The organism is Prevotella sp. P5-92, assembly GCF_002251245.1.
Classification (GTDB): domain Bacteria; phylum Bacteroidota; class Bacteroidia; order Bacteroidales; family Bacteroidaceae; genus Prevotella.
In genome coordinates this window covers 1-13,856 of record NZ_NPJG01000132.1, presented here as the reverse complement: position 1 = coordinate 13,856, position 13,856 = coordinate 1, and the positions used below count along the sequence as shown (strand labels likewise).

General features: G+C 44.5%; 9 protein-coding genes. 1 reads left to right on the top strand and 8 read right to left on the bottom strand.

Going from position 1 to position 13,856, the window contains the following annotated elements; all coding sequences use genetic code 11:
- Positions 1-5: 5 nt before the first annotated feature.
- The 8 genes from CIK99_RS14425 to CIK99_RS14390 form a co-directional block, all read right to left on the bottom strand.
- A complete protein-coding gene (locus CIK99_RS14425; protein ID WP_144008021.1) occupies positions 6-2,858 on the bottom strand; it encodes a hypothetical protein in 2,853 nt (950 codons plus the stop codon).
- 681 nt (positions 2,859-3,539) lie between these two features.
- Positions 3,540-3,944, bottom strand: coding sequence for a hypothetical protein (locus CIK99_RS14420; protein ID WP_094382195.1), 405 nt, complete (start codon positions 3,942-3,944; stop codon positions 3,540-3,542).
- Between the two features lie 184 nt (positions 3,945-4,128).
- Entirely contained in the window at positions 4,129-6,129 is a 2,001-nt protein-coding gene (locus CIK99_RS14415; RefSeq protein WP_144008020.1) for a hypothetical protein, read from the bottom strand.
- 218 nt (positions 6,130-6,347) lie between these two features.
- Positions 6,348-8,219 (bottom strand): Omp28-related outer membrane protein, encoded by a 1,872-nt coding sequence (locus CIK99_RS14410; protein WP_094382193.1) that lies wholly within the window; start codon positions 8,217-8,219, stop codon positions 6,348-6,350.
- Positions 8,216-8,536 (bottom strand): hypothetical protein, encoded by a 321-nt coding sequence (locus tag CIK99_RS14405; protein ID WP_094382192.1) that lies wholly within the window; start codon positions 8,534-8,536, stop codon positions 8,216-8,218. Before CIK99_RS14405 ends, CIK99_RS14410 begins: the two co-directional genes overlap by 4 nt.
- A gap of 86 nt (positions 8,537-8,622) precedes the next feature.
- Positions 8,623-9,060 carry a hypothetical protein gene (locus tag CIK99_RS14400; RefSeq protein ID WP_144008019.1) on the bottom strand — a complete coding sequence of 146 codons (438 nt, stop codon included), beginning with the start codon at positions 9,058-9,060 and terminating at the stop codon, positions 8,623-8,625.
- An 8-nt stretch (positions 9,061-9,068) separates the two neighbouring features.
- On the bottom strand, positions 9,069-9,602 hold the full coding sequence (locus CIK99_RS14395; protein WP_144008018.1) for a hypothetical protein: 534 nt from the start codon (positions 9,600-9,602) through the stop codon (positions 9,069-9,071).
- 170 nt (positions 9,603-9,772) lie between these two features.
- Positions 9,773-10,942 carry an AraC family transcriptional regulator gene (locus CIK99_RS14390; protein WP_094382189.1) on the bottom strand — a complete coding sequence of 390 codons (1,170 nt, stop codon included), beginning with the start codon at positions 10,940-10,942 and terminating at the stop codon, positions 9,773-9,775.
- Between the two features lie 398 nt (positions 10,943-11,340).
- Between CIK99_RS14390 and CIK99_RS14385 the strand changes: the two genes are divergently transcribed.
- A complete protein-coding gene (locus tag CIK99_RS14385; protein WP_094382188.1) occupies positions 11,341-12,750 on the top strand; it encodes an ATP-binding protein in 1,410 nt (469 codons plus the stop codon).
- The last annotated feature ends 1,106 nt before the right edge of the window (positions 12,751-13,856 follow it).

Genomic DNA, 13,856 nt, shown 5'->3' with positions numbered 1-13,856 from the left:
TTTAATTACTTTAATACTTTAATTCCATTCTTAATGACCAGTCCCTTTGTCTGGGCATCGCGCTTTCTGCCGAGCAGGTCATAAACGGCATCGGTGTCGCCCGTAGCTTCTGCGTCTATAAGGCGCAGGTCGGTGGAGGTGCCGTCGGAGTGAATCACTTTGGCGTTGCTGAATGCGCCGGAGCCTCCCACTGATGGTCCTGTCGTGGATTCCTTTGCCACGAAATAGCAGTGGAAGCCTTTCATCTCCACGTCTGTATTAACATGGTATATCTTGTCGCCGTTGATGACGTAGATGTTCTCACTTTCCGTCACATCGAAAGGAGTTATCATGCGCTTGTTGTATTCACCCTGCATGGTGAGGGTGGTGTTATTTGCGGTTTGGGATGTACCAGTCGGAACGTATGTTTCAGAAGTACAAGTTATCGTCCTGTCCTTAATCTCGTAGATGTTGTCCGAAACATCTTTCGAAGGTTTAATAAGATAAGGTGTGCCGGCTGTAATTTCCGTTGCAGCGCTGAACTTCATGGTGTAGGAATTAGTCTCACTGTTATATTCCAAGCCGCTGAACGCCTCTACCTTAGTGCCGCTGCCGAACAACGAAGAAATCTCATCAGATGTCAATGAATATGGCAGGCAAATGGTGTTCCAATCATCTTTCTTCAATGCACGGCGCATCTTGATATTAGATTTCGTGGCGTTATATGTCTTGGCGTTATTTGTCTTGGCGTTATTTGTCTTGGCGTTATATGTCTTGGCGTTATATTCACAGAGCGTCACGGTCATCGCCTCGTTCTCCTCGTCGAGCAATATATAGTCAACTATCTGCACGTTGCCTGTTGCTCCTTCGAGCCATGCGGTGAAGGGCTTGGCAGTTGTTGTCTCCATATTTCTGACAAAGCAAGGCAAGGTGTTGTTGCCACTATATTTTGCCGTTGTGCAAGCTCCTGCAGGAACATTAGTGTTCTCGGAGAACGTTCCCTTGAAATCGCTGTAAGTCGTATTCATAGTAGGCTCAGATACAATGCCGCTGCGCATGACGAGAGGTATAGTTGTTCCAGTTGTCACTGTTGTCGTTGGAACATAGAGCATGCAAGGCACTCCAGCCGGTATGGTATCGACCATCACCACGTTCACCTGCTCCGTTTTGTCAAACGTCTGTATCCTTCCTACTATCATCACCTTTGCGCCCTCAGGCAGGTCATCGCGCTCTACATTGCCCGGCAGACATACCATATGGTATCCCTTTTCGGTCTGTGTCAGGTCGTAGCGCAGCTGTCCTGCCGTTGCAGTGGCACCTGTGGCACGCTTGTACTGGAAGTCTGCCGACTGCACAAGGTTACCATTGGTTATATAGTCCTTCTGCTCACTCGGCACATATACCGCCATATTGGGCAGACTCCACAGCGACACGTCGGAATATGGATCGTCTATGCTGATGTTGTAGAAATAGTTCGCCGTGGGATTAGCCTCGGGGATAGCGTCGAAATAAACAGTTTTCGGTGTCGTCTCGGGAGTAGTAGCTGCATAGTTCTTGGCGGAGGCAAGCACGGGGCGATATACTCCTTGCAGCCAGGCTGACTTGCCAGCGAACTTGCTGTTCAATTCCGACTCTGAACTCAACTTCATATTGCTATTATAACTCGTAATAGAAGCTGAAGATACGAAATAGCAATCGCTTAAGCCGTTTCCATTCGCGTCATTATAACAGATGCCATAATATTCACAAGGGGGAGATTGCCAACCCACAGACTCTACTTTGACATCATACGAAGCATAGCAGTTGTATATGCCTTGAGGCGTTGTTCCTGATGTTGTTACTGAAGAATTGCCATTATAAAAAGCAATTCCAGCCACATTATATTTGTCAAGCATTGTCGCTGTCGTTGCCTTGATGACAAAACTTCCCTTGAAATAGCAGTCGTGGACGGAAGAGCCGTTAATGACCTGGAAGCCGAAGACTGACGCATAACCTTGGCTATCCCAAGTCTTACTTGATGCTATTGTGCCCGACACATAGCAGTTGCTCACCTCAGCCTTATTGTCCGTGCCTCCTACTTGCCTTGCGAGTGCCGTGGCATAATTTGTCTCCCAAATGTCGCAATCAACGAGCGCAAGGTTCTTCACCTTTCCATACATATATCCAAATAGGCTCTTGCGAAGACCTACGATGGCATGACCGTTGCCGTCAAAATGACCCTTGAAAGGCTTTTCTTTGTAAAAGCCTATGCAGTAGTCCATAATACCGGTCATATAGATGTCGGCACCCAATCTGAAATATTTGCCCTTCAGGTCATTTCCTCCATTTACGTACGTTTCCAATGCCGTTAAGTCAGCTTCTGAGCTTATGATATATGGATTGCTTTCTGTTCCTTCACCTTCAAATTCTGTCGCCATTCCGCCGCAAGCGATAGGCATAGGCAGTCCGTTGAGTTCGTCGCTCATTCCCGTCATCTTGCCCCATGTTTTGCTGCCTGCTTCGGCATTCAGTGTGCTGATGAAGTTGTCTGCCATCATCTGGTCGAGGGACTTGTTGTATGTTGTAGGGCTATAAGAGTATCTGCAATCCACGCTTTTGCCGTTGGACAATCCAAAGCAGTAAAAGTCCTTATGCTTCTTACCATCTTCTATTTCGTTACAAACCGGGTCTATTTTCGTTGTCGGAGCATCAATGTCAATCACATTTCCTGCGGAATAAACAATATTTTGTTTGTAATTGTCGCCAATGAAATGATCGTTGGTTATACCTGCAATTTTGATCTTGTCTGTCGCCTTACAATGAATGTCCATTTTTCCATAAAAAGCGCAACCATTTACAGAGTAACGGCCTCCAATTCCACATACCCATAACTCTTCCATTTTCGCTGGACTGGAAGCATTTCCTACCCTGATTTTACCCAAATACACACAATTGCTTAAGGACCATCCCGTTTCTCCATGATTAACTATGCCACCTACATAGCAACATCCTATACCTGAATTCGGAGAATCAATATTAATATTCATGGAGCTTACACAATTGCTAAAGAAGGCGTAATCTGAGTGAAGAAATCCGCATAATCCTCCGATTCTATAATAATACTTCTCATTGTCATGAGAACAATATATTTGTATATCACCACTTGACGAACAGTTATTGATATATAGTTCAGCTTTTTCTTCATCATTGTATCCTAAGATTCCTCCAATATTCTTACCAGCAAACCAAAACTTATAGTAATCATCTTGCCTAAAGCTGATATACCCGTTAAAGCTGCAATTGGAAATGTGTAGTGGTTTAATAGATCTAAAGGAGCCTAAAATACCACCGATAAAAACCTCCAATTCTGAATTAATTATTATAGCAGACTTGGATATTGTACAATTGATAATTGTATTTGTTTTCCATGCTTCACCACACAAAATACCAAAGTTCGATGCCTTTTTAGCATCATCATCTTTGATACAACAATCCTCCATATTGATGTTCTTGATGGTGGCATTTTCAATCGTTTCAAATAGACCGGTGTTTTTCCTTTCGTTTGACTTGGGACACACCATTCACCTTATGGTATGACCTTGCCCATCAAATATTCCCTTGAAAATACCATAGTCCAAAACCGATCGGTCTCCGATAGGAGTCCACTCCTTGTAGTTGCTTACATCATAACGCAATCCTGTGCCAGAAGCGTTGAGGACATTGTCGTTGAGCGTGATGTCGTTGGTTAGGACGAAATACTTGCCCTCGTAATTCTCCCCTTCTTTCGTCACCATATAGGAGAAGTTGGCAAGCTGCTGGGCGTTGTCAATCCTGTACGGATTCCATTGCGAACCGTCGCCGCCGCCGAAAGGTGTTTTCGGCTTTTCTGTTGGATATTTCCACGAGTCAGCCGCCTGAATTACACTACCTCCCGCTGCTAAGAATAAGAGAAGGCAAAAAATAATAAGATGTAACTTTGTCTTCATAATATATTTGTTTCTAAATTTGTTATTTTGGCGGCAAAGTTACGAAAAAAAAATTGGAAGTCGTAGGTCAATAAAGAAAAACTTTGGTCAATAAAGAAAAAAGTGACTTTTCACGTCGGAAAAGTCACTTTTAGCTTTATCAGAGTAGTAATCTATTATCCGGTTACTACCTTCCTTATCCTGTTTATTTTATAACCTTCACACGCTTGCCATTCTGCATCTCGATGATGTTCAGGCCCTTCTGCATACCATTAAGGCGCATTCCGTTGGCATTGTAAATAGAGCGGGTAGCTGTCTTGTCGGTAATGGCGGTGTTGATGCCTGTGGCAACTGTAGGCACTGCCATATCGGCATTCATCACACTGCCGTTCGCACCATTTAATATTTCCACCACAAGGCGCAGTTTGTCCTTGTCCTGCACGAGCGGATTGCCCTCAAGCTCGAATGTACCGCTCACAGTATATTCCTTACCCTTAACTATACTGCCCTTCTTGTCTAAGTCTATGCCAAATAACGGAAAGGATGTGCAGTCAATCACCACGTTGTCATACTCTAATCCCTTAACAGACTTATCTGCCTCAAGGAAGTCTTTGAAATCGTCATTGAAGATGGAATATTCTCCAGAAACGAGATTGTACATATCCCAACCGTCTCCTTCACCCTTCATGTCGTCGTGCACAAGATATACAGAATAACTATATGGGTTTCTGTCCCTGTCATAATTGAATGTGGTGGTGAGTGAATAAGAGATGGCCGTCTTCTCTTCGTCAACGAACGATGCTGTCAGTTTAACATCTCCCTCGGAAGTGCGTGCCAAGGCTGCGTCCATCGCCTTGTCATTGGTGAACGGCAATTTATATTCGCCATCCTCAATTACATAAGATCCATAGGGTATGAGATAACAATAGCGTCTGTCTATCGTCATCGACACTGGATTATTGTAATAATAGAGGAACAATGACTTGGTGTTACCAACTGACATCGAATCTGAAATATGCAGGCCCAAGGGAATATAGTCATCCCCATACAGTTCCTTCAGCTTTTTGTCGGCTACAAGTACCATTGGCGACAAACCGTGGTTGACGTTCTCGAAATAATAAACCAATGACTTGCGGTGGGATGATTCAGCCACTGTAAATAGTCTGCAGCTGTCTGCCACAGTTCTTTCGCAGGTGTTGGGTTGTCCGTTGACTTTTGATATTTCAAAATCGAACGAATGCCATCCCTCTTCTTTGGGGAATGTCAGTGTCAATGGCATATATCCAATCGATTTAGCTAATACAGACTCTTCCGGAGTGTAGTTGCCTTCCTTTATGGTCTCGCCGTCAATGGTGATCTTGTAGTCAAAGTCAGTCATCTTGTGTCCCGACTCGTTTAAGAATGCCAAGCCCATGTCAAGTTTCTCGTTGGGCGTACCGAATATCTCATAGAAATAGTAAGGCATTACACTGTTCTTTGTGGCATCTTTTGACTTTAGCCTAAACAAGGCATAAAGAGGACCGTATTCATCGCCATAGTAATACCAGCCACCATCACCGAACTTCATCTGTAATGATTCCGATTCGGTTGGAATCACATTATAGTCGGCGTCCACGAAGGCAGAAAATAAGTGGAATGCACCATCTTCCTCGATGTCGAATGAATATCCCATATAGGCACCGTATTCAGGCACAAGGAATGGCTCCTTGAACTCAACCTCCAAGTCGTAATTGTCATCATCAGGGACTACGACTTCCACCACATTCTCTGGATTTTTTTTACTTTCGCCAATCCAAACCTTCACTTTCTTGCCGGCGAATGTGCTTCTGTCAAAATTGAGAACGACTGCATCAAATGTACATCCCTCATACGTTGCGGGAATCTCTGTTGCCACTGAATAAGAGCCCTTTTTACTATAATACCTTTGACCTGAAGAAAAATTATCAGGCACCTGATACAATGGCATGTGATCGCTTTCTTCAAAATCGTCAATAATTCCAGGCGCCCTTGTCGGGGCTTTGCTTTCTGGATTAAACTTACTGACGCGTTGAATGTCCTTCTTCAGTAATTCACCTTCGCGAATCTGCATTTTCTGAGTTGCCGTATTAAGCAAGGCATCTCTCAACTCATTTCTCTTAAACTGCGCAGTAGCTGTCGATGCAATAAAGACAGCCAAGGCTACTAATAGACTTCTTGTTGCTGACATAATTGAATAGTATTTAATTAATTAATCCACTTTACTTTTTCACCTTATTATATTTATATGCTTGACATGTGTCGAGTTATAATTCCGCTGCAAAGTTACAAAAAATATCCGAAAGTCACTTGTCAATAAAGAAAACTTTCGGTCAATAAAGAAAAAAGTGGCTTTTCGCGACGGAAAAGCCACTTCATTCCTAATTTCTAATCCCTAATTCCTCATTCCTAATTTTTAATCCTCACCTTTCCACCTTTTATATATATGCCCTTCTCGGTCTTCATCTCAATGCCGCGGAGGTTATAGATTTGGTCGGGAACAATTGCTTTTGTCGATTCCTTTATGCTTTCTATTGAAGTGGCATTGCCAAGCGACACTTCAGCGGCATTCACTACGGTGCCTCCCTCATTGACAAGCATTGCCACAAGGTGAAGGTTGTTCTTGTCGCGGATGTCTATCTCCGACAAGTCGAGAGTGGTGCTGTATGTCTGTGGAACATTCTTGACAATTGGAGCCATTATGCTGCCATCAATGCCGGTCAATGCGCCCCAACATGCCCTTACTACATTCTCAAAAATATATCCCGGAATGATGGGCACTGCCTGTACAAACCAGTCAAACTCCTCGGGCAGTTCTTCCTCGCTGCCGCTGTAGGCATTTGAGATTGCCTCGTTCCACCAGTTGTCATCATCTTTGCCAACAGCCTGAATAGGGCTTTCCTTCAGATACAGCTCAAGATGATAGGGAGCATCCTCACGGTCATAGAGGAATGTTGTGGTCACATCCACGTCAATAGTTGTTCCCTCGTCGCTATGCCATCTTGCGTCGATGCCGACAGTGGCTTCCGAAGTGATGGCATTGATATAGTCGAAAGCCTCGTTGGTGGAGTAAACCATCTCGCCAGATTTCTCATAAAGATGATAGCCACGATAAGGGTCGATGGCTGGAAGAGCACGGTCGAAGCAGAAATTATTGAGATTGTTGTAATAGTACTTCCTCACCACTTCCTGATAGTCGGCGCATTCCCAATAGTCGTCGCTATTAGCACCAAGGATTATCGCCTTACCGCCGTAAAGTTCCTTCAGTTTGCGCTCGCCAATAATGTTAAGTGGCATCATGCCGAGTCCCGCCGACCTAAAGCTCTCCACGATGGTGTTTCTTGGTGCAGACTTCGGCACAGTGACAAGCATCAGCTTCATGCTCCTTGCGTCTGACGTATTTTCCACTCCATCCACCTTTGTAATATCTATGTCCATCGAATGGCAGCCATCAGTGTCGGGAGCGTCAATCTTGCCTACTATAGAGCTAAGTCCGAATGCCTTAAACTGATACTGGAACGTATAGGTGAATTCTTTTGCCTCGCCGCCGTCAATGCTCACGGTATAAGTCAATGACTGGATGTCCTTGGCACTGCGGTTCTTCACTGGCAGTATGTACTCAAAGTCCTTTTCGCCTGTCAGTTTCACGTATTCAGTCTTTTCATACAGAGCCACACTATTGTCCTCCACATTCCTTGCCTTTACGTGAGCCGTCACCGCAGCTGCACCGAATGTGTCGCCTAATGATGACCATTGCAGTTCCGGGCCTCCTTGTATGAACATACTCTTGTCAGCTGGTAAAGGCCATCCGTCAGGAGAGTCAGTCCATGTGTTCATGGCCGATGCCATTCCGTCGGTTGGTGTCACCTTATATCCGATGTAGGCACCTCCGAAGGGCACTATGAAGTCCTCTGGCAGTTTTGCTCTCACTCGCCATTTGCCCTGGGCATCGGCCTCGGTAGGCAGTTCTGTAGGAGTGAGCACAATGTCAAGGTTGTTGATGTCTTTACTCAGTTTGCGTGTCACAAAGAGTTTGATGTCTGTGAGTTGCGATATGTCGGAGGCATAGAACGCCACCTCGTCAATCACGCATCCCTCCATATCCTGAGGAATCATTGCAGCCACATTAACCTCGGCTGTAGAGAATGTACCCATAGACCATAGATAGCCTTCCGGCTGGTCGTTCCACCAGTAGTTTTCCTCTACCACATGCTTTTGTGCCATTGCAGAAGCCGCTATTGTCAGCATAACTGCAATCAATAAAAAGCTTTTCTTTTTCATATAATAATTATTTTTGTTATTTTCAAAAACGCTGCAAAGTTAATTGGAAAAAGGGAAACAGGAATGTCAAAACGGAAAAAAGTTACAAATTCACCGTTATTTTGAGCATTCTGTCTCGTCGGTGTTGTCGTCGTAAAGCAGACTGCGTGTTCCTGTGGTATAGCTATTGAGCACAAGGTTGTCATCCTTGTCAAAGGTATTTCCTTCGACGGCGTGTCGGGGTTGTCGCCGATGTCGTCGTCGTCACTGCACGATGTGAATCCTAACACACACATTGCTGCCATCAGCAGCATAGGGAACCATTTTTTCTTATTCATACGCTTCTTTTTATAAATTAAATGCCCACTCGAAGCCCCCTTGGGGAAGCTGGAGGGGGCTTTGAGCTTCGGTCTTCAAGCCTATACTATCTTCTAACCCTCACCGTCGCCTTTCCGTTTCGCCTCTCAATATAGAGCTGGCGTTTGTCGGCGGGTGCGGTGATGCGCTGTCCGTTGAGGTTGTAGTACTCCGATGGGCCGTCGTTGTCGGTTGAGATGGAAGTCACTGAGGTGCCGTTGCGCTTTACCACCAGCTTCAGCACTTCCTCCTTCTGCGTGTTGCCCTCGTAGCATATCATCGCCCTGAGCGACAGTGTGTCAACGTCGTTCTCAAACATATAGTGGCTCAGAATGTTGTCGAGGTCTATCACTATCTCCTTCTCCAAATAGACATGCTCCTCGGCAAACTTGCTGTCAGCAACAATCAGCGAGTCGATGTAGAACGAGTTGACAAGTTGACAAGTTGTTACTTTCGCTGTACATTGCTGACAGACTATCAACTTGTCAACTCGTCCTCTCGCCAACTGGTCATTTAGAACTCACTCTTCGACCTTTGGGTGAATTTGGAAGCGGAATTGAAGTCGATGAGTGCCTTTTGATTCGTCAGCTGTTCCTTAATATCCTCAAGTACAACGGGAACACGTGTAGCCTGCACGCCTGACAATTTCTTGGAGAAGCCTACTCCGGCACCCTTTATGTTGCCTTCCGCGTCCTTCATGGTCACCTTATACACCACTGTGATGTCATACTTCTCCTTGGTCAGTTCCTGGTTCTTTGGCTCTATGCTAAGTGCCAGACCCACCTTGGCGGGATAGGAAGTGATGGTCTTCGACCAGTCGTACTTGGTGTTTGTCAACTGCGTTGCAGCTCCCAGTCCGCTGTTGCCGTATTCCTGCAGGTTTACGGTAGCCAAGCTGAGGACATCGTCGCTCACCTCGATTTCCGCGGAATAGGTCATCTTGTCGCTGCCGCTTGTGTTGTTGTCGTCATCGTCTGAACACGAAGTTAAAGTCACTGTTAGGGCTGCCGCTACGACAAGCCACATCTTCATAACAATTGTTTTCATTCTTTTTTATTTTAAAATTAATAATCACGTATTTTGGCGCAAAGATACGTAAAAACTTCGAAAGAGGCTTGTCAAAACAGCAAAACATTTGTCAAAACGGAAAAAAGTGAGTTCTTAGGGCTGTTTTTACCGTTTTTTCTACCTTTTTTGCGATGTTTTCCCTTCTTTGGCTACTCGTTTTCCTCCGCCTTCGTCATTTTCTCGAAGAGATATTTCCTTGGGTTTATTCCCTTGAATTTCGTAAATTGGCGGTAGAAAGACGAGATGGAATTAAATCCGCTCTTGTTTGAAATGTCTATTATCGTCCGCTTGCTGTCCTTCGGCAAGGCATCAATAATACGGCACGCCTCTTCCACCCGATACTTGTTCACAAAGTCGTGGAACGACATGTTCAGGTTGCTGTTCAGATATTCGGAAAGATAGGTTTTGTTGGTGCCTATCTTTGTAGCCAGGTCCATGATAGTGAGTTTTGACATGAGGAAGAGCTTCTCTTGTTCCATTAACAGCGGAATGCGCGACTCTATGTATTTGTAGCGTTCTTGCTTCCGCATGTCGGCCTCTGTCTCCGTCAGTCCTGTCTCGTCGGTGTCGCCTTGCTCCGTTTCGAACTCTTCTTCCGCTGCCTCTTCGCCCATGGTGTCGTCGGCAGGACTGCCATTATTCAGGAATAACATTTTCAGCACCCTGTGCCTTTGGGCGAACTTAAACACTATAGTCCACAACACCATGCCTGAGATGTTGAAAATGACTTCGCTGAGCCACACGGCGTTTTGGAACATCAGTTCGTAGAGGACGAAAGAGCCGAAATAGGCATAGCACGACAGCATCACCCAAACGACATCCACATTCTCGGTGTAGGAATAGTTTTCATACAGCATTTTGCGGTATCTCACCGCAAACACAGTAACATAGACCAACGTTATGGCAGAAATGGCGAACGCCACACAGGAAGCGATTAGTTCAATCGCCTTGAAGGGCAAGAAAACGTAGATAAGGGCAAACGACGCGAGAAACGCCACCGAAGCCCATGTCTGCCGCATGGAAACTGCTCCCGGTCGAACCACTTCGAGGAAGAAGGCGGAAATCACGGGTATGTAAACCATGTCCAATATGCCGGAAATGTTGTTCAAGTGGGTGGAATATTTTATCGACGTGAAAGCGAACAGCACGTCTTTGGCATAGCAAACAGCAATAAGAAGCGATGAAAAATAGAGCAGCTTCAGCATATAGCTGCGTTTCTCGTATTTCCTGAGCAGGAAGCACGAAAAGACAAAGAATATGGTCACGCCACCGCGAGTGTAGTGTGCCAAGGCTTCCATTGATTGTATGTCGAGTGTCATAGAATGAGCTTTTTGAAGTGTTTTTATTATTAATGAGAACCTACCCGCTTTACTTTTTTGCCTGTTTACGGCTATCCGACATTAATGTCAAACCCATAAAGAAGGAAGAACGTCACCATTATTCTTGTGCAAAGGTAGTGTTTTTATTTCAAAAAAACGCCCAACAAAGCGAAAAAAAACTCTCATTACACCAAATTTGGCAAAAATATATGGGTGACCCCTTTTATTTATGATGATTTAAGTATATATGTTGACTGAACATATAAACACTGCAAATGTGTGTCTAAGAAAAACGTGAAAATCATCGAGATTGTGGCGGAATCTGCGTTTTTTTGATAGATTCCGCCATAATCTCAATATTTTTTTGTACCTTTGCCGCAGAAATAATCATTATCATTATGCTAATAGGAAGAAAGAAAGAACAACAGCGTCTTTGGGACGCATACGAATCGGAGTACTCTGAGTTTGTGGCAGTGTATGGCAGACGACGTGTCGGGAAAACATTCCTGATAAGGGAAACGTTTGACTACAAGTTCACTTTCCAGCATAGTGGACTTGCCAATTCAACCCGCAACAAACAGCTGAAAGCATGGTGCGATTCGCTGGCAGAATATGGAATGGACATCAAACGCACGCCAACAAATTGGATGGACGCATTCAGTATGCTGAAGGAACTCATTAATAAATCTGCTGAGAAAAAGAAAATTGTATTTATTGACGAGCTGCCGTGGATGGACACTCATGCGTCGGGACTCATACCCGCGCTTGAACATTTTTGGAACTCATGGGCGAGTGCCAGAAAAGACGTGTGCCTGATTATTTGCGGAAGTGCCACTTCGTGGATCATCAACAAGATAGTCAAGAACAAGGGTGGACTTCATAACCGTGTTGATTATAAAATTCCTCTTCGCCCTTTCACCCTTTCAGAATGTGAGCAATACATGAAGAGCAGAAAGGTAAGTATGTCGAGAAAACAACTGGTAGAAGGTTATATGATTATGGGAGGTGTGCCTTTCTATTGGAAAGCAATGCAAAAAGGGCTTAGTCTTGCACAAAATATCGACCAGAACTTTTTCAATCCAGGTGGCGAGCTATACGAAGAGTTTGATGCGCTTTATGCATCATTGTTCAAAAGACCTGAGGGATATATCAAGGTGGTGAAGCTCTTGTCGGGCAAGCGTTCCGGATTGACAAGGAACGAGCTTATAAAGAGCGGGAAGTTTGTTGACAACGGCAACTTCGGTCAGTTACTTATAGACCTTGAGAGTTGCGGGTTTATACGTTGTTACAATATTATTGGCAACGAAAAGAAAGATGCCGTTTACCAACTCATCGACCCTTTCACCATATTTTATTATGAATTCATGAGTGGAAATTCCCGTAAAGACCCGCAATTTTGGTCGCATAGTCTGAATAAACCTGTTTATAATACATGGTGCGGACTGAGTTTTGAGCGTGTGTGTATGCTTCATGTTGAGCAGATAAAGCAAGCACTCGGTATTTCGGGGATTATTTCAGGTGTATATTCGTGGCGTTCTGTAAATAGCAAGCCTGGTGTACAGATTGACATGCTCATTGATAGGGATGACGATGTTGTCAGTATATGCGAAATGAAATACACGTCAAACCCATGGGAGATGCAGGCATCTGACCTTGAAGACATATTGCGCAAGGAGGAGGTTTTCAAGAGGGAGTCGCGCACATCAAAGACCACTCATAAGGTTTTGGTAAGTGCAAATGGTGTGAAACGCAATGAGTATTCTGATGACATCCAAAAGATTGTGACATTGGACGACCTGTTTAAATGACTTAGTGAAAGATTTACTGGATTGTAAGGAAAATGTAGTGCGACAGTATGGTACTGAAATATGCGCTATGGCATTTGAAGGTTTGGATAATATCGCTTATCTTTGCAGAAATGCTTTAAACAATGACTGAATTATCGGTAAAATTATATGTTTGTTAGAGGCAACCCGCAAAAAATAGAAAAAGTTGCCAGTTAACCGTTAACAAGTTAACCTTTTTGGGTTCGGTACACAAATCAGATAATCGGGGTTGTCTTTTACCAGTTTAACCAATGTTTCCTGTAAAAACAGAAATGGGCACGATGTTTTACTCCACATATGCGAGATTCTTGTGTTAATACCTGTTAAAAGTTAACTTGTTACCGGTTAACTGGCGACTTTCCCCGTTTTCCCTCTCCCGCGACCAAAATATTGCTCCCACGCGTGGAATTTATTTTTTCCTCGCGTGGTAGCAAAACGCCACCCTGTCGCCACCCCTTCCTCTTATGGCCTTTGAGAGTGGAAGCAGTGTGTGGGGAGAAGACTCGAATGTTAATAATCGTGAAAAAGTTAACTTGTTACCGGTTAACTGGTAACTTTTTAAGATGACGAGTGGATTGCGGTATTGTCCGCCGCTAATCTCCGCTGTAGGGTCTTACTTCGTGTAAGACCGCAACCCGATTTGCGTCGATTGCCCGCCGCTAATCTCCGATGATTGCGTTATTGCCGCCTCTAATCTCCGATGTAGGGTCTTACCTCGTGTAAGACCGTACCCCGATTTGCGGTGGTTTTGTACACCGATTTGCGGTGGTTTTTCGGCGGGCGGTCTTACACGAGGTAAGACCCTACAACGGCGGGCGTTGTCGCGGATTGTCGCGGATATGCACCGCGATTTGTCGCCGCAAACCGGTTGTCGTTATCGTTGAACATCTCGTTTTCTTCCTTCGAATCTGCTTCCTCTCTCAAAGGCCTTTGAGGGTGACAAGCCAGAATTGAAGACATTGTCTCGAATTGACTTGTTCAGATTCTGTCTTTCTTTCAATCTACTATTTATAGTAAGATATAATTATTATATATATTATAACGCGTGCGCGCGCGATACCGAAGTTTTTTCTGCTTGCAACCTTTTG

Bases quoted from the DNA above. Each gene is read 5' to 3' on its own strand.
- CIK99_RS14385 (WP_094382188.1), top strand. From the start codon at position 11,341: ATGCTAATAGGAAGAAAGAAAGAACAACAGCGTCTTTGGGACGCATAC.
- CIK99_RS14420 (WP_094382195.1), bottom strand. From the start codon at position 3,944: ATGAAGACAAAGTTACATCTTATTATTTTTTGCCTTCTCTTATTCTTA.
- CIK99_RS14415 (WP_144008020.1), bottom strand. From the start codon at position 6,129: ATGTCAGCAACAAGAAGTCTATTAGTAGCCTTGGCTGTCTTTATTGCA.
- CIK99_RS14410 (WP_094382193.1), bottom strand. From the start codon at position 8,219: ATGAAAAAGAAAAGCTTTTTATTGATTGCAGTTATGCTGACAATAGCG.
- CIK99_RS14405 (WP_094382192.1), bottom strand. From the start codon at position 8,536: ATGAATAAGAAAAAATGGTTCCCTATGCTGCTGATGGCAGCAATGTGT.
- CIK99_RS14425 (WP_144008021.1), bottom strand. From the start codon at position 2,858: ATGGAAGAGTTATGGGTATGTGGAATTGGAGGCCGTTACTCTGTAAAT.
- CIK99_RS14395 (WP_144008018.1), bottom strand. From the start codon at position 9,602: ATGAAAACAATTGTTATGAAGATGTGGCTTGTCGTAGCGGCAGCCCTA.
- CIK99_RS14390 (WP_094382189.1), bottom strand. From the start codon at position 10,942: ATGACACTCGACATACAATCAATGGAAGCCTTGGCACACTACACTCGC.